The 22,987-nt window shown below is 66.4% G+C and carries 15 protein-coding genes; 13 read left to right on the top strand and 2 right to left on the bottom strand.

Annotated elements, in window-relative coordinates; all coding sequences use genetic code 11:
- Positions 1–223 precede the first annotated feature (223 nt).
- From VT03_RS00405 to grpE, 3 genes are all read left to right on the top strand, one after another.
- On the top strand, positions 224–4,225 hold the full coding sequence (locus VT03_RS00405; RefSeq protein ID WP_075091150.1) for a secretin N-terminal domain-containing protein: 4,002 nt from the start codon (positions 224–226) through the stop codon (positions 4,223–4,225).
- 102 nt (positions 4,226–4,327) lie between these two features.
- Positions 4,328–5,227 (top strand): hypothetical protein, encoded by a 900-nt coding sequence (locus tag VT03_RS00400; protein WP_156514188.1) that lies wholly within the window; start codon positions 4,328–4,330, stop codon positions 5,225–5,227.
- Positions 5,228–5,393: 166 nt separating this feature from the next.
- Positions 5,394–5,945: a nucleotide exchange factor GrpE gene (grpE, locus tag VT03_RS00395; protein WP_075091148.1), complete on the top strand. Its 552-nt coding sequence runs from the start codon at positions 5,394–5,396 to the stop codon at positions 5,943–5,945.
- A 160-nt stretch (positions 5,946–6,105) separates the two neighbouring features.
- Here grpE and VT03_RS00390 read toward each other — a convergent pair whose 3' ends face one another.
- Entirely contained in the window at positions 6,106–7,014 is a 909-nt protein-coding gene (locus VT03_RS00390; protein WP_075091147.1) for an efflux RND transporter periplasmic adaptor subunit, read from the bottom strand.
- A gap of 211 nt (positions 7,015–7,225) precedes the next feature.
- Here VT03_RS00390 and VT03_RS00385 point away from each other — a divergent pair, with 211 nt between their 5' ends.
- Positions 7,226–8,218 (top strand): PA14 domain-containing protein, encoded by a 993-nt coding sequence (locus VT03_RS00385; RefSeq protein ID WP_075091146.1) that lies wholly within the window; start codon positions 7,226–7,228, stop codon positions 8,216–8,218.
- 232 nt (positions 8,219–8,450) lie between these two features.
- Here VT03_RS00385 and VT03_RS00380 read toward each other — a convergent pair whose 3' ends face one another.
- A complete protein-coding gene (locus VT03_RS00380) occupies positions 8,451–10,391 on the bottom strand; it encodes a prolyl oligopeptidase family serine peptidase (protein WP_075091145.1) in 1,941 nt (646 codons plus the stop codon).
- A 300-nt stretch (positions 10,392–10,691) separates the two neighbouring features.
- Here VT03_RS00380 and VT03_RS00375 point away from each other — a divergent pair, with 300 nt between their 5' ends.
- The 9 genes from VT03_RS00375 to VT03_RS00335 all read left to right on the top strand — a co-directional run bounded on the left by VT03_RS00375 (position 10,692) and on the right by VT03_RS00335 (position 22,880).
- Positions 10,692–13,955 carry a DUF1553 domain-containing protein gene (locus VT03_RS00375; protein WP_197489150.1) on the top strand — a complete coding sequence of 1,088 codons (3,264 nt, stop codon included), beginning with the start codon at positions 10,692–10,694 and terminating at the stop codon, positions 13,953–13,955.
- Positions 13,956–13,985: 30 nt separating this feature from the next.
- On the top strand, positions 13,986–15,473 hold the full coding sequence (locus tag VT03_RS00370) for a DUF1501 domain-containing protein (protein ID WP_075091144.1): 1,488 nt from the start codon (positions 13,986–13,988) through the stop codon (positions 15,471–15,473).
- A 97-nt stretch (positions 15,474–15,570) separates the two neighbouring features.
- A complete protein-coding gene (locus VT03_RS00365; RefSeq protein ID WP_075091143.1) occupies positions 15,571–15,945 on the top strand; it encodes a rhodanese-like domain-containing protein in 375 nt (124 codons plus the stop codon).
- A gap of 439 nt (positions 15,946–16,384) precedes the next feature.
- A complete protein-coding gene (locus tag VT03_RS00360) occupies positions 16,385–17,647 on the top strand; it encodes a pyridoxal phosphate-dependent aminotransferase (protein ID WP_075091142.1) in 1,263 nt (420 codons plus the stop codon).
- A gap of 147 nt (positions 17,648–17,794) precedes the next feature.
- Positions 17,795–18,361 carry a DUF456 domain-containing protein gene (locus VT03_RS00355; RefSeq protein ID WP_075091141.1) on the top strand — a complete coding sequence of 189 codons (567 nt, stop codon included), beginning with the start codon at positions 17,795–17,797 and terminating at the stop codon, positions 18,359–18,361.
- A gap of 397 nt (positions 18,362–18,758) precedes the next feature.
- The gene (locus VT03_RS00350) at positions 18,759–19,505 is read left to right on the top strand and encodes a hypothetical protein (RefSeq protein WP_075091140.1); all 747 of its coding nucleotides are present in this window, start codon (positions 18,759–18,761) and stop codon (positions 19,503–19,505) included.
- A 142-nt stretch (positions 19,506–19,647) separates the two neighbouring features.
- On the top strand, positions 19,648–20,055 hold the full coding sequence (locus VT03_RS00345; protein WP_075091139.1) for a YraN family protein: 408 nt from the start codon (positions 19,648–19,650) through the stop codon (positions 20,053–20,055).
- Positions 20,056–20,147: 92 nt separating this feature from the next.
- Positions 20,148–21,530 carry a glycosyl hydrolase gene (locus tag VT03_RS00340; protein ID WP_075091138.1) on the top strand — a complete coding sequence of 461 codons (1,383 nt, stop codon included), beginning with the start codon at positions 20,148–20,150 and terminating at the stop codon, positions 21,528–21,530.
- An 87-nt stretch (positions 21,531–21,617) separates the two neighbouring features.
- Entirely contained in the window at positions 21,618–22,880 is a 1,263-nt protein-coding gene (locus tag VT03_RS00335) for a tagaturonate epimerase family protein (protein ID WP_075091137.1), read from the top strand.
- Positions 22,881–22,987 lie beyond the last annotated feature (107 nt).

The raw sequence follows: 22,987 nt of genomic DNA, 5'->3' as shown, positions 1-22,987 counted from the left end.
GGCTGCCGACGAGTTCGGCGGCCCTTTTTCTTTGCGCGCGGAGGATTGAGTTCAGCGGCTGAGGAAAGTTTTCCGATGACATCGATTGTACCGATGCGTATCGCCGCGTTGAGCGGGGATCGTCCGGGGGGACACATCGGGCACCCTTGGCCTTTTCACACGGCCGCACCCAGTGCGAGAAACTATGTCCCCCCGCATGAACAGAACCACCGATTCGGGCCGCATGTTCCGGTGCTGCCTCGTTGTCTGGTATCTGCTGGCTTCGCTGCAGTCGGCGGCCTATGCCCTCGACCCGGCCCGCTGGAAGCGGGTCGACGTCCAGCGGGCCGAGAAGGCGAACCCGACTCCCGCCCGCGAGTCGGTCGACCAGGCCAAGGTCGTCGGCAGGCCGGTCGGGAACTCGATCGCCGTCCCGCACGGGGCGCAGTCGGACGAGAAGGGGAAAGCGAGTGAGGACGGCCGTGTCCGCCTCTACTACGTCAGTGCGACCTGGTCACACATCCTCCAGGATGTCGCCACCAAGACCGGCTCGACCCTCGTCATGCACGACGTCCCGCCGGGACGCTGGTCGCGGCAGGGGCTCGAAAAGCTGAACCGGACGGAAGCGGTCGCGGTCCTGAACCGGGAGCTCGAACCGCTCGGTTACCGGATTCTGGAGAAGGGTGAGTTCCTGACGGTCATCGAGATGGGACGGGCCCGCACGGAATACCGCCGGCCGGTCTATCCGCAGGAACGCGCCAAGAATCAGCTCGTGTCGGCCGTCCCGAAGGAAGATCCCTCCCCCGGCCCGCAGCGCCGGTTCGACTCGATCACCCCCGCTGCCGCGCCGGTCGCGGCCCGGACGCAAGGAACCGGCATCGCCCAGGTCTCCGCCGCCGAGCGGGCCGGCCAGTCGGGACGTTCGATCGTCCAGGCCCAGTTCGCGGAGAACCAGCCGCCGGCCGATCCTGCGCCGCCCGCCGCGCAGGCCCAGCCCGCCACCCCGGTTCCGGCCAACCCGATCGAAGAGAAGTCGGTCTCCGTGACGCCGACGAAGCGGACCGCGGTCGACATCGCCAGGCAGATCTACAAGACGTTCGAATCGCGATCCGAGCTGATCGACGCCGGCCCGAAGGGACTCCCGGGGATCCGGGTCTATCACCCCGCCCCGGCGGAAGAGAAGGCGACGACGCTGCGCGGCCCGCTGTGGTTCACGCTCGAGATCGACACGGAGAAGAACTCGCTGTGGGTCACCGGTGACGCCCGGACCGCGGCCAGCGTCCCGGTCCTCATTGGCCGCCTCGACCAGACTCCCGCCGCCGGGGAATCGACAAAGATCATGGCGGGCGAAGGGAACCTCAAGGGGGTGGCCGACAAGCTCAAGCCGGAACTCGACCGGATCGTCCAGAATCGCCAGGGGCAGAACCCCGCCGCCGCGGTCCGCAATCCGCTCGACAGCAACGCCCCCGAAGCTCCGGCGCCGATGCCGATCGATCCGAAGGCGCCCGAGGCTCCGGCCAACGGCCTCGCCGGGGACGTCCAGCAGCTGCTCGGCAACCTCAAAGGTGAGGTCATTGTCGAGTCGGTCGGCGACCTCGACGTCCTCGTGATCCGCGGGAACGAGAAGGATGTCGAAGCGGTCATGAACGTGATCCAGGCCATCGAGCGGATGGCCCAGGGAACGACGCCGGGCATCCACGTGCAGTTCCTCAACCACGTCGACTCGGAGTCGCTCGCCGCGCTCCTGACCGAAGTCTACGAGAAGCTGACGACGATCAAGCAGGGGAGCACTTCCAGCACCCAGCAGTCGAAGACGGTCAACGTCGTCGCGGTGAGCAAGCCGAACGCGGTCCTCGTGATCGCGCCGCCGATCCTCCTCGAAGGGGTGGTCCAGCTCATCGAAGAACTCGACCAGCCGGTCGACCCGGCGACGGAAGTCGAGATTTTCCGCCTCAAGCACGCCATCGCCTCCCAGGTCGTGACGCTCATCGAGAGCCACTATGAGGAGCGGGTCGGCCTCGGCACCAAGATCGCCGTCACGGCCGACGCCCGTACAAACTCGGTCATCGTCCAGGCCAAGCCGAACGAGCTGAGCGAGATCACCCTCCTGATCAAGAAGATTGACCGGGCGGACTCGAACGCGGTCTCCCGCATCCACCGCATCAAGCTGAACTACGCGGTCGCCGACGAGCTGGCCGCCTTCCTGCAGAACGCTCTCCAGCAGGCGATCTCCCCGCCGTCCCAGATCACCACCCAGCAGGGCGGCCAGTTCGGGCAGGGGGGAGGCCAGGGAGGGGCGAACCAGGCTCCGCAGGAACTGCGGGACTCAAAGTCGGTCGTCCTGGAGTTCCTCGCCAAGAGCGACGCGACGGAAAAGCTCGTCCGCTCAGGGCTGCTCTCGGACATCCGGTTCAATCCCGACGTCCGGACCAACACCCTCATCGTCACCGCGCCGCAGCCGAGCATCCCCTTCATCGAGGAGCTCGTCGCGATCCTCGACCAGCCCGCCGCCCAGGTGGCGGAGATCAAGGTCTTCACGCTCAAGAACTCGGACGCCGCATCGGCGGTCGAGCTGCTGACGTCGATCTTCTCTTCCAACCAGCAGCAGGGGAACCAGAACCAGCAGAACCAGGGAGTCGGCCTGCAGATCGCCGGGGCGGAAGACCCCAGCAGCACGCTCATCCCGCTCAAGTTCGGGACCGACGCCCGCACGAACAGCGTCATTGCCGTCGGGGGCGCGGAGGCGCTGCGGATCGTCGAATCGATCCTGCTGCGGCTCGATCTGAGCGACATCCGCAACCGCAAGAGCACGGTCTACAAGCTGCGGAACAGCCCCGCCTCGCAAGTCGCCCTGGCGATCAACCAGTTCCTCCAGTCGCAGCGGGATCTCGCCCAGCTCGATCCGGGCCGGATCAGCACGAGCGAGATCCTCGAGCAGGAGGTCATCGTGACCGCTGAGTCGGTGACCAACAGCCTGCTCATCAGCGCCACGCCGCGGTACTACGACGACATCATGCGGATCGCCCGCGACCTCGACCAGGAGCCGGCGCAGGTCATCATGCAGGCCCTGCTCGTCGAGGTCGAGCTGGAGAACACCGACGAGTTCGGCGTCGAGCTCGGGTTCCAGGACCGGATCCTGTTCCGGCGGAGCGCCATCGACAACATCCAGCTCCTCGAAAGCACCAGCACCGCCCCCAACGGCGTCCAGACGACGACGCAGCAGATCATTTCGCAGGCGGCCACCCCGGGCTTCCTGTTCAACAACCAGCCGCTGGGGAACAACCCGTCGAACGGCTCCGGCCGCGTCGGGACGCAGGGGCTCAGCAACTTTGCCGTCGGCCGGACGAACTCGGACCTCGGGTTCGGCGGTCTCGTCCTGTCGGCGAGTTCGGAGGCGGTCAGCGTCCTGATCCGGGCCCTGGCAGCCAAGCGGAACGTCCGCGTCCTGAGCCGTCCGCAGGTCCTGGCGGTCGACAACCAGCTGGCCCAGATCCAGGTCGGCCAGCAGGTGCCGATTGTGACCGGATTCCAGACGAACGCCCTGGGGACGGCGAACCCGACGGTCACGCAGGACAACGCGGGGATCATCCTGACGGTCACCCCCCGGATCAGCCCGGAGGGACAGATCGTCATGGAGGTCGCCGCAGAGAAGAGCGCCTTCCAGACCGGGGCGGCGGGAGTTCCGATCTACGTCGACCCGACGACCGGCAACACGATCACGTCGCCGATCAAGGACATCACGACCGCCCGCACCACGGTGAAAGTTCCTGACGGCCAGACGATCGTCGTCGGTGGGATGATCACCTCCAGCGAAGAAGTCGTGTCCCGCAAGGTTCCCTGGCTGGCCGACGTGCCGATCCTCGGCCAGGCATTCCGGTACGACTTCGTCAACAATCGCCGGACCGAGCTCCTGATCTTCCTGACCCCCCGCATCATCCACTGCAGCGAGGACATGGAGTTCATCAAGCAGGTCGAGGCGGAGCGGCTGCACTTCCTGGTTGACGAAGCCGAAGCGATCCAGGGCCCGCTGTTCACGACTCCCGCCGAGACGTTCGGCCCGATCGATCCGACGATGGAATTCCAGCAGGCCCCGATGCCGGTCCCCGCCCCTCCGGCGGGATTCCCGGACGACGCCCACATCCCCGTGGAGCCCCGTCCGATTCCGCGGCCCCAGTCGGTCTACCCCGCTCGCCCGACGCCGACGCCGCCGAACCCGGAAGGTCCCGGCATCGGTGTCATCGAGTAGAGCGTGCCTCCCCGGCCGCTCCCGTCGGAGCGGCCGTCGATGACGTGTGATCCTGATTTCTGCGGGGCTCCGCTCCGCACGGTTCCTTCCACCAGTGCCGCCATGACACGTACCGTCACCGGAATCCTGTCGCTGATCGTCCTGACCTCGGGATGCACGGCGCTCAATGTCTCGCGGATGTTCAAGCCGGAAATCGTCGCCGACGAACGGCATCCCGTGATCGACGTCATGTGCCTCTGGGAGGCGGCGGAGGGGACGGGTCTGGACGGAATGCCCTGTCGAGGTTTTCGTGGACAGGTCCTGTTCTTCACCGCCGGCCAGAAGTCTCCCGCCAAGGTCGATGGCGACATCCGGATCTACGTCTTTGACCAGAACGGTCCCGACGGAGACCCCTCGAAGCCGATCCACCAGTTCGACTTCCCGGGACTCGCATGGAATACGTTCCTGACCGAGACGAACTTCGGCAACGCCTATCAGATCTTCATTCCCTACACCAAGCGGGGCAACGAGCACGCCGATTGCCAGCTTCGTGTCCGCTTCATGCCGAACGTCGGGAATACGGTTCACTCCCGCTCCTGTGCCGTGGCCCTTCCCGGGACAAGGCCGGTCGGTGCATCCGCCCAGCGACACTCAACCCCGGGGCCGCAGAGAAGCGGCATCCAGCAGGCGTCGCATGAAGAGGTCGTCGGAGCCTCTCCCGCTCCTCCGCGTCTGCTGCCCGGGCTCACCGCGGAGCATGTGGAAACGATCCGCCTGGGGGACGAGGCCCGCCAGCGAAGTCAGGACCTGAAGGTTCAAAAGCTGAGGCAACTGGCGGCCGATCTGGCCAGCGACGAACCGGCGCCGGCCGCGACGCAGCCCACCGCATCCTCTTCCACGAAGGGACGGAGTCGCCTCAATCCCCTTGCCGCGGAGACTCCCGCTGCTCCGGAACCAGCGGCCTCCGAGCCACGCGCGGCCTCTGCTAGGGCGGTCGGCTCGCAGCATCCTCTGCTGGATTGAGTGCGGGCATCAGCCCTCCGGCATCTGCCGATCTGGCAGGTTGGGACGTCGAGACAGGAGCGTTGATCGGATAAGCTACGGAGGACCGACGGAATTGTCGTGCGGCACAGCGGTTGCATAACCGTGTGCCGGACTTCCGTCTTCTCCGACAAATCAGCTTGGATCGATGACTGCGACCTCTCAACCGGACCCTCAGGATCAGGCCCCTTCTTCCGCCTCGCAGGTGGAGACTCCTCCCGACGTCGCGATCGACGGGCTCGAGAACGAACTGGCCCAGGTGATCGCCGAGCGCGACGCGAACTTCGACAAGCTCCTGCGGACGCAGGCGGACTTTGAGAATTACCGCAAGCGGGTCAACAAGGACCGGGACGAAGACCGCAAGTTCGCCCCCTTCGGCCTGATCCGCGACCTCCTCCCCGCGCTCGACAACCTCCGCCGCGCGGTCGACGCCGCCACAGCCGCGGGAGAGACCGGGACGATCGTCCAGGGGGTCTCGATGGTCCTCAAGCAGATCGACGAAGTCTTCGAGCGGAACGGGGCCAAGCCGATCGTCAGCACGGGGACGGCGTTCGATCCCAACCTGCACGAGGCGATCGCCCAGGTCCCCTCGCCGGCCCACGAGCCGATGACCGTCCTCCAGGAAGCGGAGCGGGGCTACACGCTGCACGAACGGGTCATTCGCCCGAGCAAGGTGATCGTCTCCTCCAAGCCGCAGTAGGGCTGGGACACAGATCGGCGCTCAGACCCTCATTCTCCGCGCTCTCTGTGTCCTCTGTGTTTCAAGTTCTTCTTGAAGCGTCGGAAACACAGAGGACGCAGAGGGACACAGAGAAAAGAAAGAGGAATTGCCGGGGGCCAGGAATACCTGGGCTCGCCGATTATTGGGCTGAGGGGGGAGGTGGCGCGGCGGCGGGCGCTGGCGCCAGTTGAAGCGTGATACGGTGACCGGGGCGGAGGCGGCCGTCAGGATTGGGAAGCTCGGCCCAGATCCGGTACTGGCCGCTCACCGGATTGATCTCCGGATCGACGAACGTGATCCGCCCCTCGAAAGTGACGGGCCCTCCCTCCTTTGTCGCCAGCAGTGCCCGGATCGGACGGTCCGTCAGGTCCTCGGCGAATTCCCGGGCGTTCAGCAGGCACTCGGCCCGGACCCGCCTGGAATCGGTGACCTGGAACAACTTCTCGCCGGGCTGAATCCACTCGCCGGTGCGCTTCTTGATCGTGACGACCTGGCCGGGAATCGGGGCGTAGATCTTCCGCTTCTCAAAGGCCTGCTCTGCGGCCACGAGATTCGTCGCCTTCAGCCGTACCGTCAGGGCGGCGATCGACAGCTCGTAGCGGGCTTCGTCGATTCCGGCGCGGGCCCGGTCGCGGTCGAGCTGGAGCTGCTCGAGTTCGGTGACGGAAACGGCGTTTGCGAACTTCTTGTTCGACTCCACCGCCCGGTTCAGCTCCGCCTCGGCGACGGCGTGCGTCAGCTCGGCCACCTTGACCTTGATCTCGTGCCGGGCCTGGGCGTCGGCGATCGCCAGCTCGTCCCGCGCCTGCCGCACCGCGAGCTCGGCATCAACCGAGTCGAGCTCGGCCAGAAGCTGCCCCGCCTCGACAGTCTCCCCTTCTTTCACATGGAGCCGCTTCAGCACTCCCATCTCCCGCGCCGGGACTTCGGCCTGGTCGATGACGGTGATCTGTCCCTGGTGTCCTGAGGGGGGGGCGGTCGCCGGCGGGGACGACGGTGGGGCCTGGCCCAACAGACCCGCTACCAGGAAGACAATGACGTTCAACATGTCGCCCCTCACCCGCAGAACCCGAGCCGCTTTGGGACCAGACTACCGCGTTCGCCCGGTGTTCGCGAATGAGCCACATCGTGCTCGGGAGCCGGCAGAGCCAGCGGACGGCGAAAAGGCGATGAAGACCGGACCGGGTCTTGGCAGGCTCTGCGGACTTCGTGTATGAACATCCGCCGATCGGTCGGTCGTCAGGAAGTACGGGGGCAACATGCGGTCTGTTCGGGGGATTCTCAACGCGGCGGTCGGCCTCGTCTGTCTGGCGTTCGCCGCTCTTGCCAGCGGGGACGATGAAAAGCCCCTTGTGAACGGACTCAAGGCGGAGATCTACGCCGGACGCAATTTCGAGCAGAAGATCGCGGAACAGGTCGATCCGAATATCGAGCACTACTGGGACCACGGGGCGCCGCACGAGAGTGCGCCCATCGACGACTTCTCGGTCCGCTGGAGCGGCTGGCTGAGGCCTCCCGCCAAGGGACGCTACAAGTTCCTGGTCCAGGCGAACGACGGCGTTCGGCTCTGGATCGGCGGGCAGAAGATCATCGACGACTGGCGGGCGAAGTCGGACCTCCGCGAGGCCTCGATCGAGCTCGAGGATGTCCCGGTTCCGATCCAGATGGAGCTCTTCGAAGGCCCCGCCACCGCGTGGGCGGTCCTCATGTGGCAGCCGACCGGCGCCCCGACCGCGGCCGCGATTCCGACCGACGCATTCTTCCTGGACGAGGAAGCCGCCAAGGGAAAGCCGCAGCGCATCGGAGCGGACAAGCGGGGCCTCGTGGCGGAGTACTTCGACCGGAAGTTCGCGCGAAAGTTCGGGACCGGACGCGTCAGTGGAACGGAGGCGATGTGGGGAGACCGGGGCGCCGCGGCGGTCGGCCTCAAGACCCAGGGGGCCGCCCGCTATACCGGGGTGCTCGTGCCGCCGGTGACCGGGCAGTACAAGCTGATCGCCTGGGCCGACGACCGGGCGCAGGTCTGGATCGACGGCAAGCCGGTGATCGAAGGTTCCTACGAGCACAAGAAGGCGGACACCGCCTTCATCGACCTTGAGGCGGGCGTCCCGTACGCCATCCGGATCGACTTCGTGAACTCCATCGCCTGGGGGGGCTACTACCTCCACTGGATTCCCCCCAAGGGGGATCGGGAGCTCCGGATCCCCGCCGAGTGCCTGTTCCAGAGCAAGGGGGCGATCCCCAAACGCTGAGGTCGTTCCGGGCGTCCCTTTTGTGGAAGCGGCGTTGAGGACTCTCTCTGGCCCCACCGCCGGCTCTGCAATCCCCGCGGGTTGGTAAGGGGACATACGGCACGCTGTCCGCGCTTGGACATGTGCTCCTTCAGACAGTTTCCGACGGCCAGGCCTCCGGCGGGCAGGGGGCCAGAAAAACAGAACAGGCCCCTCTGCACTCCCCACCAGGGTCCCCCTGGACCCGGTTACGCTACTTCGCCAGCAGGAACTCTTTCAGGAACAACGTCATCGCTGCGACCTGATAGTCCCGGTTCTCCTTTCGGGCAAAGCCGTGCCCTTCATTGTCGGCGTACAGCGTCCACACCGTTTGGCCATTCGCCCGGACCTTGGGGGCGATCTGCTCCGCCTCCGAGAACGGCACCCGCGGGTCGTTCTTGCCGTGAACCACCATCAGGGCGGTCTTGATCCTGTGGGCATTGTTCAGAGGATCGATCCTCTCGAAGACGGCGGCCATCTTCGGATCGCGATCGTCGCCGTACTCCGCCCGACGGAGGTCGCGGCGGTAAGCGCTTGTCGTTTCGAGGAACGTCCGAAAGCTCGCAATCCCCACCACGTCGATCCCTCCCCGGAGACGGTCGCTGTAATGGACGAGCGAAGCCAGGACCATATACCCGCCGTACGACCCCCCGTAGACGATGACCCGCTTCGAATCGAACTGCGGCTGCGTGGCGATCCAGTCGAGCAGCGCGCCGATATCTCGCACGCTGTCCTCCCGTTTCTCCGCGTTGTCGAGAGCGACATAGGTCTTGCCGTAGCCGGCCGAGCCCCGGACGTTCGGGTAGATCACCGCGATCCCCAGCTCGTTGAGATAAAACTGATCGAGTCCCGAGAAGCTCGCGCGAGACTGACTTTCGGGCCCGCCGTGGATCGAGATCAGGACGGGAACGGGATGCTCCTTCGAGGCGTTCTTCGGAGTGAAAACGAAGGCAGGGATCTTCCGCTCGTCGAACGAGGGGAACCTCACCCGGGTCGGCTCGATGAACGTCTCCGGATTCAGCCCGCCGACTTCGCTGTAGGTCCACCGGGTCAGCGCCCTCGTGGCGAGTTCCAGCGAGTAAGCGTCCGCCGGAGCCTTGGCGCGGGCCAGCGTCAGGCCGAGATGCTTTCCGTCCGGGGAGAACTCGAGCGAGCCGACGAGCCCCAGGGGAACTTCGACCTTCTCCAGGCGGTCCCCCTTCAGAAGAAACAGTGAGCTGGCGCCATCTTCGTTCGTCGTGACCGCGACCTGGCCCGACTTCGGATCGACCGCGACCGACTCGATGTCCCACGGAATCTCCTTCGACAGATCCCGGAACTCTTTGGTCTTGAGGTCGTACCGGAAGAGCCGCTGAAACTCGCCGACGGCATCGGTGGCCATCAGGAGCGACTGGCCGTCCGCGGCGAAATGGAGCTCGCTGACGGCGACCTTCCCCCCCGCCTTGTCGGGCGGGGGCGTGGGAAGATCGGTCCGCTTGCCTGTCTTCAGGTCGAGCAGGGCGGGATAGGTCTCGTTGATCGACACATACCGGACGAGCAGGGCGGTCCCGCCGTCGGAGCTGATGTCGGTCGGGTTCCACTGCTGGTTCTCGACCGGCATCACCAGCTCGGGGGACGAGGCCTCAACCAGCGGGAGCCGGTACAGGTCCATGTCCCGGCCGTTCCGCTGGTTGCTCGTGAAGAGCAGGAACGAGCCGTCGTCCGCCATCGGGCCGCGGATGTTCCGCGACTTGCCGTCGGTCAGGCGGTCGTGGCGTCCGGTGTCGAGGTCGTGGCGGAGGATCTGGAAATTCTCGTTGCCGCCGGTGCCGACATCGAGGACGAGCTCGGTGGTGTCGCCGCGGCGGAAGCGGCCGTCGACCGGCTCGCCGTAGAAGGTGACCTGTTCGCGGCGGCCCCCCGGTTCGTAGACGCGGTGGAGCTGCGTCGTGTTGGCGAACCGGGTGGCGATCAGCATCCCCTTGCCGTCCGGGGCCCAGCCCCGGAACGCCGCGGAGCGGACCGCTTGATACTGCTCCAGTCGCTCGCGGAGCTCGGGGGGAATCACCGGCACGTTTTCGACCGTGATCGCAGGAGGCCGGATCGGGTCTTCGGCTGCGGACTGGCCGGCGAGGATTGCGGTCGCCACGGAGATCACCAGACAGAGGGTTCCCATCAGAGACTTTCAAGGAGATCGATTCGCTCGAGATCGATGAGTCAAAAGTCCGTCACACTTGAGCGGCGCGATTGTATCGGCCGGGCCGCCCGGCATCGTCTCGCAGGGGATGAGCCTTCGGAATTCGAGCCGTTCCGGCTCGGAAGGTCGCTTTCCTTCGGCCCGACTTGCCATTAGCCTGACCCATGCGTTCGTGTTGATCCGTCTGGTCCGCCTTGGGTGAGTTCCTTGCGCCACCGGTCCCGAATCGCGCTCGGACTGTGTCTTCTCCTATTGCCCGGAGTGGCATTCGGGGAGGTCGTGGATTACGCCCGCGACGTCCAGCCGCTCCTGGCCGCCAAGTGCTTCGCCTGCCACGGGGCGCTCAAGCAACAGGCCGCCCTTCGGCTCGATGCGTCCCAGCTGATCCGGTCCGGCGGCGACAGCGGCGCGGCGGTCGTTCCCGGCGACCCTGCGGCCAGCCCACTCTGGAATCGGATCAGCGACTCTTCGGCCGACGGCGCGTCCCGGATGCCCCCTGCGGGAGAGGGGGAGGCGTTCAGTCCCTCGCAGCTCGAACTCATCCGGCGGTGGATCGAGCAGGGGGCCGCCATGCCGCCGGAGGAACGCGTCCCCTCCGACCCCCGCACGTACTGGTCCTATCAGCCTCCCGTCCGGAGTTCCCTCCCGCCGATCCAGCATTCGGAATGGGGGCGAACGCCGATCGACGCCTGGATCGCTTACGCCCTCGAGCAGCGCGGCCTGGCTCCACGTGTCGCGGCGCCTCGCGAAGTGTGGCTTCGCCGGGTCTCTCTCGACCTGATCGGCCTCCCTCCGACCCGCGAGGAGCTTCAGGCATTCCTCGCGGATGCCAGGCCGGATGCGGAGGAGCGGGTGGTCGACGGGCTGCTGGAGCGCCCCGAATACGGCGAGCGGTGGGGACGACACTGGATGGATGTCTGGCGGTATAGCGACTGGTACGGCAGCCGCGGGGGGAATGAGATCCGGTACAGCCAGAGGCCTATCTGGCGATGGCGGGACTGGATCGTCGAGTCGCTCAACGCGGATCGCCCGTATGACCGGATGCTCGTCGAGATGCTGGCCGGGGATGAACTCGCTCCGCTCGACCCTTCGGTCCACCGGGCCACGGGGTTCCTCGGGCGGAACTGGTACAAGTTCGACCGGAACGTGTGGATGTTCGACACGGTCGAGCAGACGGGGCAGGCGTTCCTCGGGTTGACGTTCAAGTGCGCCCGCTGCCACGACCACAAATTCGATCCGATCACACAGGAGGAGTACTACCGGTTCCGGGCCTTCTTCGAGCCGCACGACGTCCGGACCGATCCGCTTCGGGCCGGGACTCCGACGGAGAAGGACGCCACGCTCGGGCCGGTGCTGACGGAAGGGGTCGCGCGCGTCTTTGACAAAACACTCGATGTGCCGACCTACCTCTTCCAGCGCGGCGATTCCCGCTCGCCGGACGAGGGGCGGCCCCTCACACCCGATGTTCCGGCAGCGCTCGGCGGAGGGGGTTTCCCGATCGCCGCCGTCCCCCTGCCACCCGCCGCGTTCTATCCGCAACTCCGTCCGGAGATCGCGGAAGGGCTGATCGCCGCCGCGGACGAGAAGGTGCGGCAAGCTCACTTGGCGGTGGACGCGGCGCAGCGGGACGCGGATCGCGCGGGCGCTGCGCTGGCAGCGTGGACCCCCGAGGACGCGCCGCGACGCGTCGGACCCTTCCTGTCGGACGGGTTCGCCGGGCCGCGGCCGGAGGTCTGGAAGGTCGTGTCTGGGGACTGGCGGTGGATGGACGGCCGGCTGACGGAGAAGTCGTTCGGAAACTTTGCCACGCTGGTCGCCGCTGGGCAACATCCCCGCGACTTCCGCGCGCGGGTCCGCTATCGAACGTTGCCGGGTGGGCAGTATCGGTCAGTCGGCTTCAGTTTCGATCGGGCTGGTGCCGGGGACTCGCAGGACGTCTACACGAGCGCGAACGACCAGGCCTCCACGGTTCAGGCCTTCCATCGTGTGGGAGGAAAGCAGGATTACCCTGCCGCCGGAATTGTCCGGACCCCGATCGCTGTCGGGGATGAGGTCGTCGTCGAAGTCATGGCTCGGGGGCAGTCGCTCTCGATTCGCGTCAACGGCGAAGCGAAGCTCGAATACGTCATGCCCGTTCCCCGTCGCGACGGCCAGTTCGCCCTGTGGGTCCACAGCGGCGCGGCCGAGTTCCTGGATGTCGAGCTCTCGGCACTCGCTCCGACACGGGAGGACCTGCTGCGGGCGGCTGAGTCCGCGAAGGCGGAACGCGAATTGGCGCTTCAGCGGGAATCGATCGCCCGCGCGGACGCTAGTTCTCTCCAGGCTCGCCTCAATGCGGAACGGGCGAAGTACGAAGGCGCCCCGGCCGAGACCTGCCATTCCCTGGCCGCTGCCGCCGCCCGGGCCGAGAAAAGGGGCGCGGTGGAAAAGGCAGTCGAAGCGGAGCGGCAGGCGTCCATGGCCCTCGCCCTGCTCCAGTCGTCTCCGTCCGCGGCTGCCTCCGCCGTTGACGACGCCAGGAAGAAAGTCGCACAGGCTGAGGAGACGCTGAGGATGGCTCGCGCGGCCTTCGACGCTCCGGGGGAGACCTACAGCCCGCTGGGCGACATCTATCCGGTCACGAGCACGGGACGCCGCCTCGCGCTCGCCCGGTGGATCACCCGGCGCGACAATCCACGGACCGCTCGCGTCGCGGTGAACCACATCTGGCTCCGCCACTTCGGACAGGCACTCGTCCCCAGCGTCGCCAACTTCGGACTCAACGGAGACCGTCCCACCCATCCGGAACTGCTGGACTGGCTGGCGACGGAGCTGGTCGAGCAGGGATGGAGCATGAAGCCGCTGCACCGCATGATCGTCCTCTCGGCCGCCTACCGGCAGAGCTCGTCGACGGTCGCCGCGACCGCCTGGAGCGCGGAGGGGGATCCGAACGGGGCGGACCCGTCGAACCGGCTGTTGTGGCGGATGAACTCCCGGCGGATGGAGGCGGAAGTGGTCCGCGACTCCGTGCTCTCGAGCGCCGGACTCCTGCTGCCGACCCGCGGAGGCCCCGAGATCCCCGAGTCCGAAGGGGAGACGACCTTCCGGCGGAGCCTGTATTTCCGCCTGACCCCCAATGAGAAGATGGCGCTCCTGGAGACGTTCGACGTCGCCGATCCGAACGCCTGCTACCGTCGCCAGGAGAGTGTCGTTCCGCACCAGGCGCTCGCGATGATGAACAGCCCCCTGGCCCTGGAAGCGGCGCGGGTCCTCGCGGAACGCCTGTCCGCTCCGCCGGGAAGCGCGGACGACGAGCCGGCGCGCCGGACGTTCATCGCCGCGGCCTTCGAACAGATCCTGTCCCGCCCTCCCGACGAACGGGAAGTGCGGGCCTGTCTCGTGTTTCTCGAGAAGAACCAGGTCCTGCTGACGCAGGAAGGCGAGCCGCGGTTCCCCGCCGCGGCGGCCGGCCGCCGCCCACCAGCGGCTGCCCCCGGGCAGCGAGCGCGCGAGAACCTGGTTCACGTCCTGTTCAATCACAACGACTTCGTCACCGTTCGCTGACCTGCGATCACTGTGCGACGGGAGAAGACAATGCTTCAGCCGATCGACCCAGCTCCCTCCAGACCGACCGCCGCCCACACCGGGACCGGGCGCGGGCGGCGGACCTTTCTGTCCGACGTCGGCATGGGGCTCACGGGGCTGGCGCTTGGATCACTGCTGCAGCGCGACGGCCTGGTCCGCGGAGCGCAGCCGGCGCTGAGTGAGGCGTTGCCGTCCCTGGCTCCTCGGGCGAAGAGCGTCATCTGGTATTTCATGCTCGGTGGAACGAGCCACCTGGAGAGCTTTGACTACAAGCCCGCGGTCAACAAATACGCCGGCAAGACGATCGAAGAGTCCCCCTACAAGAGCGCGGTCCTCGACTCTCCGCACTATCGCAAGAACGTCCGCGATTTCTCCGGGACGCCGCGGGCCCTGATGGCGCAGCTCTACCCGCTGCAGATCGGGTTCCGGCAGCGGGGGGAATCCGGCACCTGGGTCAGCGACTGGTGGCCGCACGTCGGCGGATGCGTCGACGACATCGCGGTGGTCCGCTCGATGTGGACGACGGACAACGATCACGCCGCGCAGCTCCAGTTCCACACCGGACGTCACATCTTCGACGGGTTCTTTCCGTCGATCGGATCGTGGGTGCACTACGGGCTCGGCTCACTCAACGACAACCTGCCGCAGTTCGTGGTCCTGGGGAAGGGGCCTGGGGACTGCTGCGGAGGGAGCGGCGCCCATGACGGCAGCTACCTGGGACCGGAGCACTCGGCGTGCTCGCTCGCGCTCGATCCCAACCGGCCTCTTCCGTTCGGCACTCCCGGGGGGGATGTCTTCGTCACGGAGCGCCGGCAGCAGCTCGATCTCCTCGGGGAGCTGAACTCGCTCGCCGGAGTCGACTACCCCGACGATCCGGCCATGCGAGCCCGGATCAAGAGTTATGAGCTCGCGTTCCGGATGCAGATGTCGGTCCCCGAGGTGGTCCGGCTCGAAGACGAGACCGCGGAGACACAGGCCCTGTACGGGCTCGACGATCCCGCCTGCCGGGAGGCGGCGCGGCACAGTCTCGCCGCACGGCGGCTGGTCGAGCGGGGAACGCGGTTCGTCCAGATCTATGACGACGGCTGGGACGCGCACACGCAGCTGCTGAAGAATCACAGCACGCGCTCCGCGGCGGTCGACAAGCCGATCGCGGGCCTACTGACTGACCTGAAGCGGCGTGGCCTCCTGGATGAGACGCTTGTGGTGTGGGCGACGGAGTTCGGCCGGACGCCAGGGGCGGAGAAGTCGGACGGCCGCGACCACCATCCCTACGGATTCAGCGTCTGGATGGCAGGGGGCGGGATCAAGGGCGGAGTGGTCCACGGCGCGACGGATGAGATCGGCTTCCATGCGGTGGAGAACCGGCACTATGTGACCGATATTCATGCCACGCTGCTCCATCAGCTCGGCCTGGATCCGCGGCTTCTGGAGATCCCCGGGCAGAAGCGCCTGGAGCTGGATTACGGGCATCCCATTCGCGAGATCCTCGCCTGAGCCGGGGCGAGCGGCCTTCGGCGGGAGACATTCGCGGGGCTTCCCGGAACTTCGTAGGATCCAGCGGACCCGTTGTTTCCGAGGAGATTGTTCGATCATGGCCAAGCAGCACGCCCCCGGTTTTCTCAACATTGTGAACGACGCCAAGAGCCGCGTCCGCGAGTGCACGATTCCGGACATGAAGGCGCGGCGGGCGGCGGGGGAGAAGTTTGTGCTGGTCGATGTGCGGGAGGAGAGCGAGTATGCGAAGGGGCATATTCCGGGTGCGATTCATCTCGGCAAGGGGGTGATCGAGCGGGACATTGAGGAGAAGATTCCGGACTCGTCGACGCCGCTGGTGCTCTATTGCGGTGGTGGGTTCCGGTCGGCGCTGGCGGCGGACAGTATTCAGAAGATGGGTTATACGAACGTGATCTCGATGGATAGTGGTTGGCGGGGTTGGACGGAGGCGAACGAGCCGATCGAGAAGTAGCTGCTGCTTCTGAACGCCGCCGATCACCGGGTCCAGGGGCACTCTGGTGGGGAGTGCAGAGGGGCAACGCCCCTTTGCCCGCCGGAGGCCTGGCCGTCGAGAGATCTCTGAAGGAGGGCGTATCCAAGCGCGGACAACGTGCCGTATGCCCCCTCACCAACCCGCGGGGATTCCGATACAAGCGGTGAGTCCGCAACGCTGGTTCCACCAAGGGGGCGTCCGTTGCTTACAACGGTTCCTCATGGAAGTGCCTCCGGCGGCAAGGGGGTGAGACCCCCTTGACCCCAAGCTGCCGTGGCACGTCGGGTTTGAGCTACCACCGCTCTGCCGGCGAGGAGGCGGTCCGCTCGTTCGACGGGCCAAGCCAGCCCCGATAGACTCGCCTCGCTCGGGCCTCAGCCCCAGCTTTCCTCTCCAACATCGAAGAAGAGATTGCGCCGTGGGTGCTCCACTCAGCTCATTCGCCAAGTCCCTCACCGTCGAGACCGCCTTCAGCGTCCTCGCCATCGCCAAGGCCCTCAAGGCCCAGGGGAAGGACGTCGTCGAACTGGAAATCGGTGACAGCCCCTTCGAAAGCACCCCCTCCGCCAAGTCTTCCGGCATCGAAGCCATCCAGGCCAACCAGACACACTACTGCCCGTCCCCCGGCCTCCCCGAATTCCGGGCCGCCGCCGCGGAGTTCGTCCAGAAAGAGTTCAACATCCCGGCGAAGGCCGAGAACATCGTCGTCGCCCCTGGCGCCAAGGTCTTCGAACAGTACTTCTGCGAAGCCTTCCTCGATCCGGGCGACAGCGTCCTCGTCTTCAGCCCCTATTTCCCGACCTACGTCCCGAACATCCTGCGGCGGTCGGCGAACATCGTCTACAGCGCCCTCAAGCAGGAGAATGAGTTTCGCCCGTCGATCAAGGACATCGAGTCCTTCCTCAAGACGGCCAAGAACCCGCGGGCCATCTTCCTCAACTCCCCCCACAACCCGACCGGCGGCGTGACGACCGAACAGGACCTCGTCGAGATCGCGAACCTCGTCCGCGGAACGAACGTGGCCGTCTTCAGCGACGAGCCGTACTGCCACATGGTCTGGAAGGGGCGGCATCGCTCGTTGCTGGAACAGCCGGGGATGATGGATCACTGCGTGGCGGCCTACACCTTCAGCAAGTCCTACAGCATGAGCGGCTGGCGGCTGGGGTTTGCGGTCTCGTCCGCGCCGATCATCGACTCGATCGGAAAGATGATCAACACGACCCTTTCCTGCACGCCGCCGATCGTGCAGCTCGCCGGGATGAACGCCCTCAAGCGGGACCACTCGGAGCGGGACCGCCAGATGGGGCTGTTCCGGGAGAAGGTGCTGCTGCTGGCGAACGGCCTCAACAAGATCGAAGGCTTCAAGACGCTCGATCCGACGGCGACGTTCTACGTCTTCCCGAACGTGGCTCCGGTCTGCAACAAGCTGGGGATCACGAGCCACGGCCTCGCGCTCTATCTGCTGGAAGCCGCGGACGACAAGTTCGGCGTCGCCTGCCTTGGCGGCGAGTGCTTCGGCGAGGCGGGGGGCGGGTTCCTGCGGTTCAGCTGTGCTGAGCCGAACGAGCGGCTGCAGCAGGCGGTCGACTTCATTCCGAAGGCCCTGGCCCGCCCGGAGCGGATCCAGGCCTACCTCGAATCCAAGCCCCAGTTCCGCCTCACGAAGCCCTACGAGGTCTAGAACCGCGTTCCACCGGACGGACTCCCGATGGGCCACCCGGCTCCGCTCGACCACTGGGGTCGAAGGAACATCCCGGTGATCCAATCCCCGCAACAGCCCGTTCCTGTTGCTGTTCTCCTCGTCCTCACCCGTGAACGGGAAGAGTAGTTGCCGACCGACGTCGTCCAACCCGACTGGATCTACTACCTCATCGGGGTCGTCCTGCTGGTGGTGAATGTCCTGTCGTGGGTCGGGACGCTGTTCATGCTGCCGGGGAACTGGATCATCGTCCTGGCGATGGGGGCGGCGGCCTATTTCCTCCCGGAGAAGCCAAGCGGCCTGGGAGTCGGATGGGGGACCGTCATCATCCTGGGGATCATGGCGGTCGTCGGCGAGATCGTGGAGTTCTGGACCGGGGCGTCGAAGGCCAAGAAGGCGGGGGCGAGCCGGCGGGCGATGGCGATGTCGCTGGCCGGGACCGCCATCGGCAGCCTGTTCGGGGCGATGATCACGGTGCCGATCCCGTTTGTCGGACCGTTCGTGGGGGTTCTCGGAGGAGCCGCCGCGGGGGCTTACCTGGGGGCGTACATCGGAGAGTCGGGGCGGGGGACCGATCCCGGCGTCCGGCGGGTCGTCAGCAAGGCGGCGATGGTGGGGCGAATGCTCGGTACTGTCGGCAAACTGATCATCGGCCTCATCATGGTCGCGTTTGCTACGGTCAATACATTCGCTTAGATTCCCCCCGTTCGCCCGACCCGGCGGCTGGGGCGGGCTTCCGGCGGATTCGGCTGAACGGCGGGGCGGGGGCGTTCTGATAAGAAAAGAGACGCGAGGTTTGCCGCCGGCGTTCCCGCCCGTGAGAGTCCAGTGGGCGGTGGGTGTTCAGAAGGGGCAACAGGTTGCCCGGTCGCGGCCGTCATCGCCGGCGCGAACGGAGTGATCCACACAGCCCCCGCCCCCCTCCCACGATGTCCCGCCGCGCCGGTTGCATCGAGGTCGAGAGCGTCCCAGGATGGTACAAGCGCTTCGAGCCCAATCGCGGCCTTCCGCCCCCGATCCTTCCCTGAACGTCGTCCGGACCGGGACACCGGTTTTCCCGGCGAGTCAGAACACTGCACTGGAGTTGTCCGTCATGCTGCGTTCCGTCCTGTGGGTCCTTCCCGCTCTGCTGCTGGCCTCCACGGCCGATGTCCACGCGGGCGGCCGCCGCGGGTGCGCTCCGTGCGTGCCGGCCGGGGCCTTCAATCCGTGCGGCAGCTCGTACGGCCGGATGCTCTCCTACAGTGAAGCCCTGCAGCGGGCGGAGCAGGCGAACGTCGCCGAAGCGGCCCTGTGGGAGACGAAGGGACAGCTGACGTCGACCGAACAGAAGCTGAGCGACGCCGAAAAGGCGATGGCCGCTCTGCAGGAGCAGCTCGCCGCCGCGAAGAAGGAAGCGGCGGACGCGATCGCCCAGCGGGACGCGGCGATGAAAGACGCAGAGCAGTCGAAGAGCCAGGCTCAGGTGGCTGTCGCGGCGCAGAAGAAGGCGGACGCCCAGGCGGTCGAATCGAAGAAGCAGGCGGACGCCGCGAAGGCGGCCGCTGAGAAGGCCGAAGCCGAAAAGAAGGTGGCTGTCGACGCCCAGGTAAAGGCAGTTGCGGACGCGAAGGCGGCCCAGGACGCCGCCGAGAAGGCCCGCAAGGAAAAGGATGACGCCGAGAAGAAGCTCAAGAGCTCGCAGGATGAGGCGACCGCCTCGAAGAGCGCGTCGGACGACCTCAAGAAGCAGCTCGAGGCGATGAAGAAGGAACTCGACGCGGCCAAGAAGCCGACGGAAACCCCGAAGGCCGAAGAGAAGCAGGCCGCCGAAAATCCGGTCGAAGAGAAGAAGTCCTGATCGGTTCACTCGCCGCAGGCCATTCGCAAACCCTCGCCGCTAAAGACGGCGGGGGTTTTTGCATTCCCGAGGGAGAACTGGCGACGGCGGACGGCGATCTTTTATTGTGCGGTGACACGCCATCACTCTCCGGGCCGGCCGCATGTTCCCTTCGACGATTCGCCGCTGGCTCGCTGGGCTGCTCGGGGATGCGGGGGAGCGGCTCGCCGCGAAGGTCCTTCAGAAGAAGGGATATCGGATTCTGAGCCGGCAGTGCCGCGAGCGGTTCGGCGAGCTCGACCTGATCGCCCTCGATGGAGACTGCATCGTCTTCGTCGAGGTGAAGACGCGGAGCACGGAACGGGCGGGGCGACCGGCCGAGGCGGTCAACCGGGCCAAGCGGCAGCGGATCACGCGGTCCGCGCTGGCGTGGCTCAAGCGGCGGCGGCTGCTCGAGCATCGCTGCCGGTTCGATGTCGTCTCGATCCTGTGGAAGACCGGAGAGCCGCCGGTGGTGGAGCACTTTCCATCGGCCATCGATCCCGAGGGGCCGGCGTCGCTGTTCTGCTAGCGACCGCGCACCCGTGACAGCATTCCCCGGCCGTCACTATTCTTCGGCCCACCTTCGCCTGCTGGCGGAGGCTTCCCCGTTCAGGCGCCCGCATGATCCAGGTCGATTCCAAGCTCACCCCTTCTGATCTTCTTCCGGCGATCCGGGCGATGTGGGACGTTTCGGCCGCCAAGATCGATCGCCTCGACCAGCGATGGCAGCCGGAGGATGGCGCTCCGGTCTTCACGATCGAAGGACGCTACACCGCGCGGGGCTGGACGGAATGGACGCAGGGGTTTCAGTTCGGCTCGCCGATCCTCCAGTTCGACGCCACCGGTGAGACCCGCTTCCTGGAGATGGGCCGGAAGAGCACGCAGGAGCGGATGGCGTCGCACGTCAGCCACATCGGCGTTCACGACCACGGGTTCAACAACGTCAGCACCTACGGGGCCCTGCGGCGGCTCATGCTCGAAGGCCGCATCCCGCACGACCCGGCGGAACTCGGCTGGTACGAGCTGGCGCTGCGGGTGAGCGGGGCGGTCCAGGGAGCCCGGTGGAGCCGGACCTCCGACGGCGACGGGTACATCTATTCATTCAACGGTCCGCATTCGCTGTTCTGCGACACGATGCGGTCCCTCCGCTCGCTGGCCCTCGCCCACCATCTCGGCCACCGGCTGGCGGGGGAGAATGACGAGTCGATCAGCCTCCTCGGCCGGCTGATCGAGCACGCCCGGTCGAATGCCCGCTACAACGTCTTCTACGGCGAGGGGCGGGACTTCTACGACATCCGTGGCCGGGTGGCGCACGAGAGTGTCTTCAATACGAACGACGGTCGGTACCGCTGTCCGAGTTCGCAGCAGGGCTACAGCCCCTTCACGACCTGGACCCGCGGTCTCAGCTGGGTCATGCTCGGCTATCCGGAGCAGCTCGAGTTCCTCGATACGCTGCCAGACTCCGACCTGCAGCCGTTCGGCGGACGTTCGGCGGTGATCGACGAGTTGCTGAAACCGGCTCTCGCCTCCTGCGACTTCTACATCGACCAGACGCCGATCGACGGCATTCCCTACTGGGACACCGGGGCGCCGGGACTCGCGCGGCTCGAAGGGGGTCTCGATCGGGCGGCGGATCCGTTCAACGAGTACGAGCCGGTCGACAGCTCCGCGGCGGCGATCGGCTGTCAGGGGCTGATCCGGCTGGGACTGTGGCTCAATGTGCGGCGGCCGACTTCGGGAGACCGCTATGTCTCGGCCGGGCTGACCGTCCTGCGGTCGCTGCTGCGGGAGCCTTACCTGAGCGGCAGTCCCGAGCACGAGGGGCTCCTGCTGCATTCGGTCTACCACCGTCCGCGGGGCTGGGACCACATTCCGGCTGGCCGAAAGATTCCCTGCGGGGAATCGTGCCAGTGGGGGGACTACCACCTTCGCGAAGCGGCGCTGATGGTCCAGCGGATGGCGACCGGCGAACCGGCCTACCGCTTCTTCGGGCCGGTGGCGTGAGCGTCGATTGTTTCGGCGTTCCGACCTGCGAAGATAGAAGTGAGACGCTTTACGGACTTAATTCCGGCGACCTGCCGGCACACCATCATGACCCCCGTCACTCTGGGCCTGGCCCCCTCCTTCGGATTCGGCGACCGGACTGGTCTCGGCACCCCCGGCCATGTCGCCGCGATGCAGCAGTCCGGCAGCGGCATCGAGCCGATCTTTCCGCAGCAGTCGATCCGCGAGATGTCCCGCACGAAGCGGACGCCGCAGCAGGTGATGGACGACGCCCTCAAGGGGGCGGAGGCCGCTGGCTGGACAGGGAAGACCGGCGCGGACGCCGACCATCTCAAGACCTACGAAGATGTCGAGGTGACGGCGGCGGTCGGGTTCACGTTCTTTACGATCGATCCCTCGGGCCACGTCGACCAGCACGCGGACGACTACAGCGAGAGCCAGGTCCGCGAGAAGCTGCCGGCGGTGCTGTCCGCCTGCCCCTGGATGGCGGACTACAAGGACAAGACGATCACACTCTCTACGGGGACGGAGATCAAGTTCACGTCGGAAGTCCTGTCCCGCGCCGCCGTGAAGTACGGCAAGGCGATCGAAGCGGCGCTCGACCTCTCCCGCCACATCGACCGTGTGCACCAGCGGCTCGGGCGGCCCTACGAGATCGAGCTCAGCGTCGACGAGACCGAGCAGCCGACGACGCTGGCCGAGCACTACATCATCGCCGAGCAGTGCGTCAAAAACGGGATGAAGCTCATCAGCCTCGCCCCGCGGTACATCGGGAACTTCGAAAAGGGAGTCGACTACAAGGGGGTCGTCGCTTCGCTCGAGAAGTCGCTGTTCGATCACGCCGCGATCGCCCAGGCCCTTGGCCCCTACAAGCTGAGCCTCCACTCCGGCTCGGACAAGCTGTCGATGTACCCGGTCCTTGCCCGGGCCACGAAAGGGCAATTCCACGTCAAGACGGCGGGGACCAGCTACCTCGAAGCCCTCCGCGTGGTTGCCCGGCACGACGACGCCCTGTTCCGGCAGGTGATCGACTTCAGCCGCGACCGGTATGAGATCGACCGGGCGACCTATCACGTCTCGGCCCGCCTCTACGACGCGCCGCCGTCGAAGGCGGTCCCGATCCGGGAGCTGGAGCAGGCCTATCTGGAAATGTGGGAGCACGTTCCCGCCGGACATGGGTTCACCAAGCCGGGGCGGCAGATCCTGCACTGCACGTTCGGCTCCGTGCTGACGAACGACGAACTGGGCCCGAAGATCAAGGCCTGCCTGGAGGCCCATCCGCAGACCTATCGTGACGTTCTGGCGGACCACTTCTCGCGGCACCTCGTGGCGCTGAAGCAGGGGATGTAGACGACGCGACGTCGGTCGTCGAATGAGCGCGGACTGCGGGACATCCGGGTGAATCGGATGTCCCGATTGCGGACAGTTGTCTATGGCTGCGATGCCGCGGCCGTCTT

Origin of the sequence: Planctomyces sp. SH-PL14 (assembly GCF_001610835.1) — a bacterium.
Lineage (GTDB): Bacteria > Planctomycetota > Planctomycetia > Planctomycetales > Planctomycetaceae > Planctomyces_A.
This window is presented reverse-complemented; position numbering and strand designations above follow the sequence as displayed.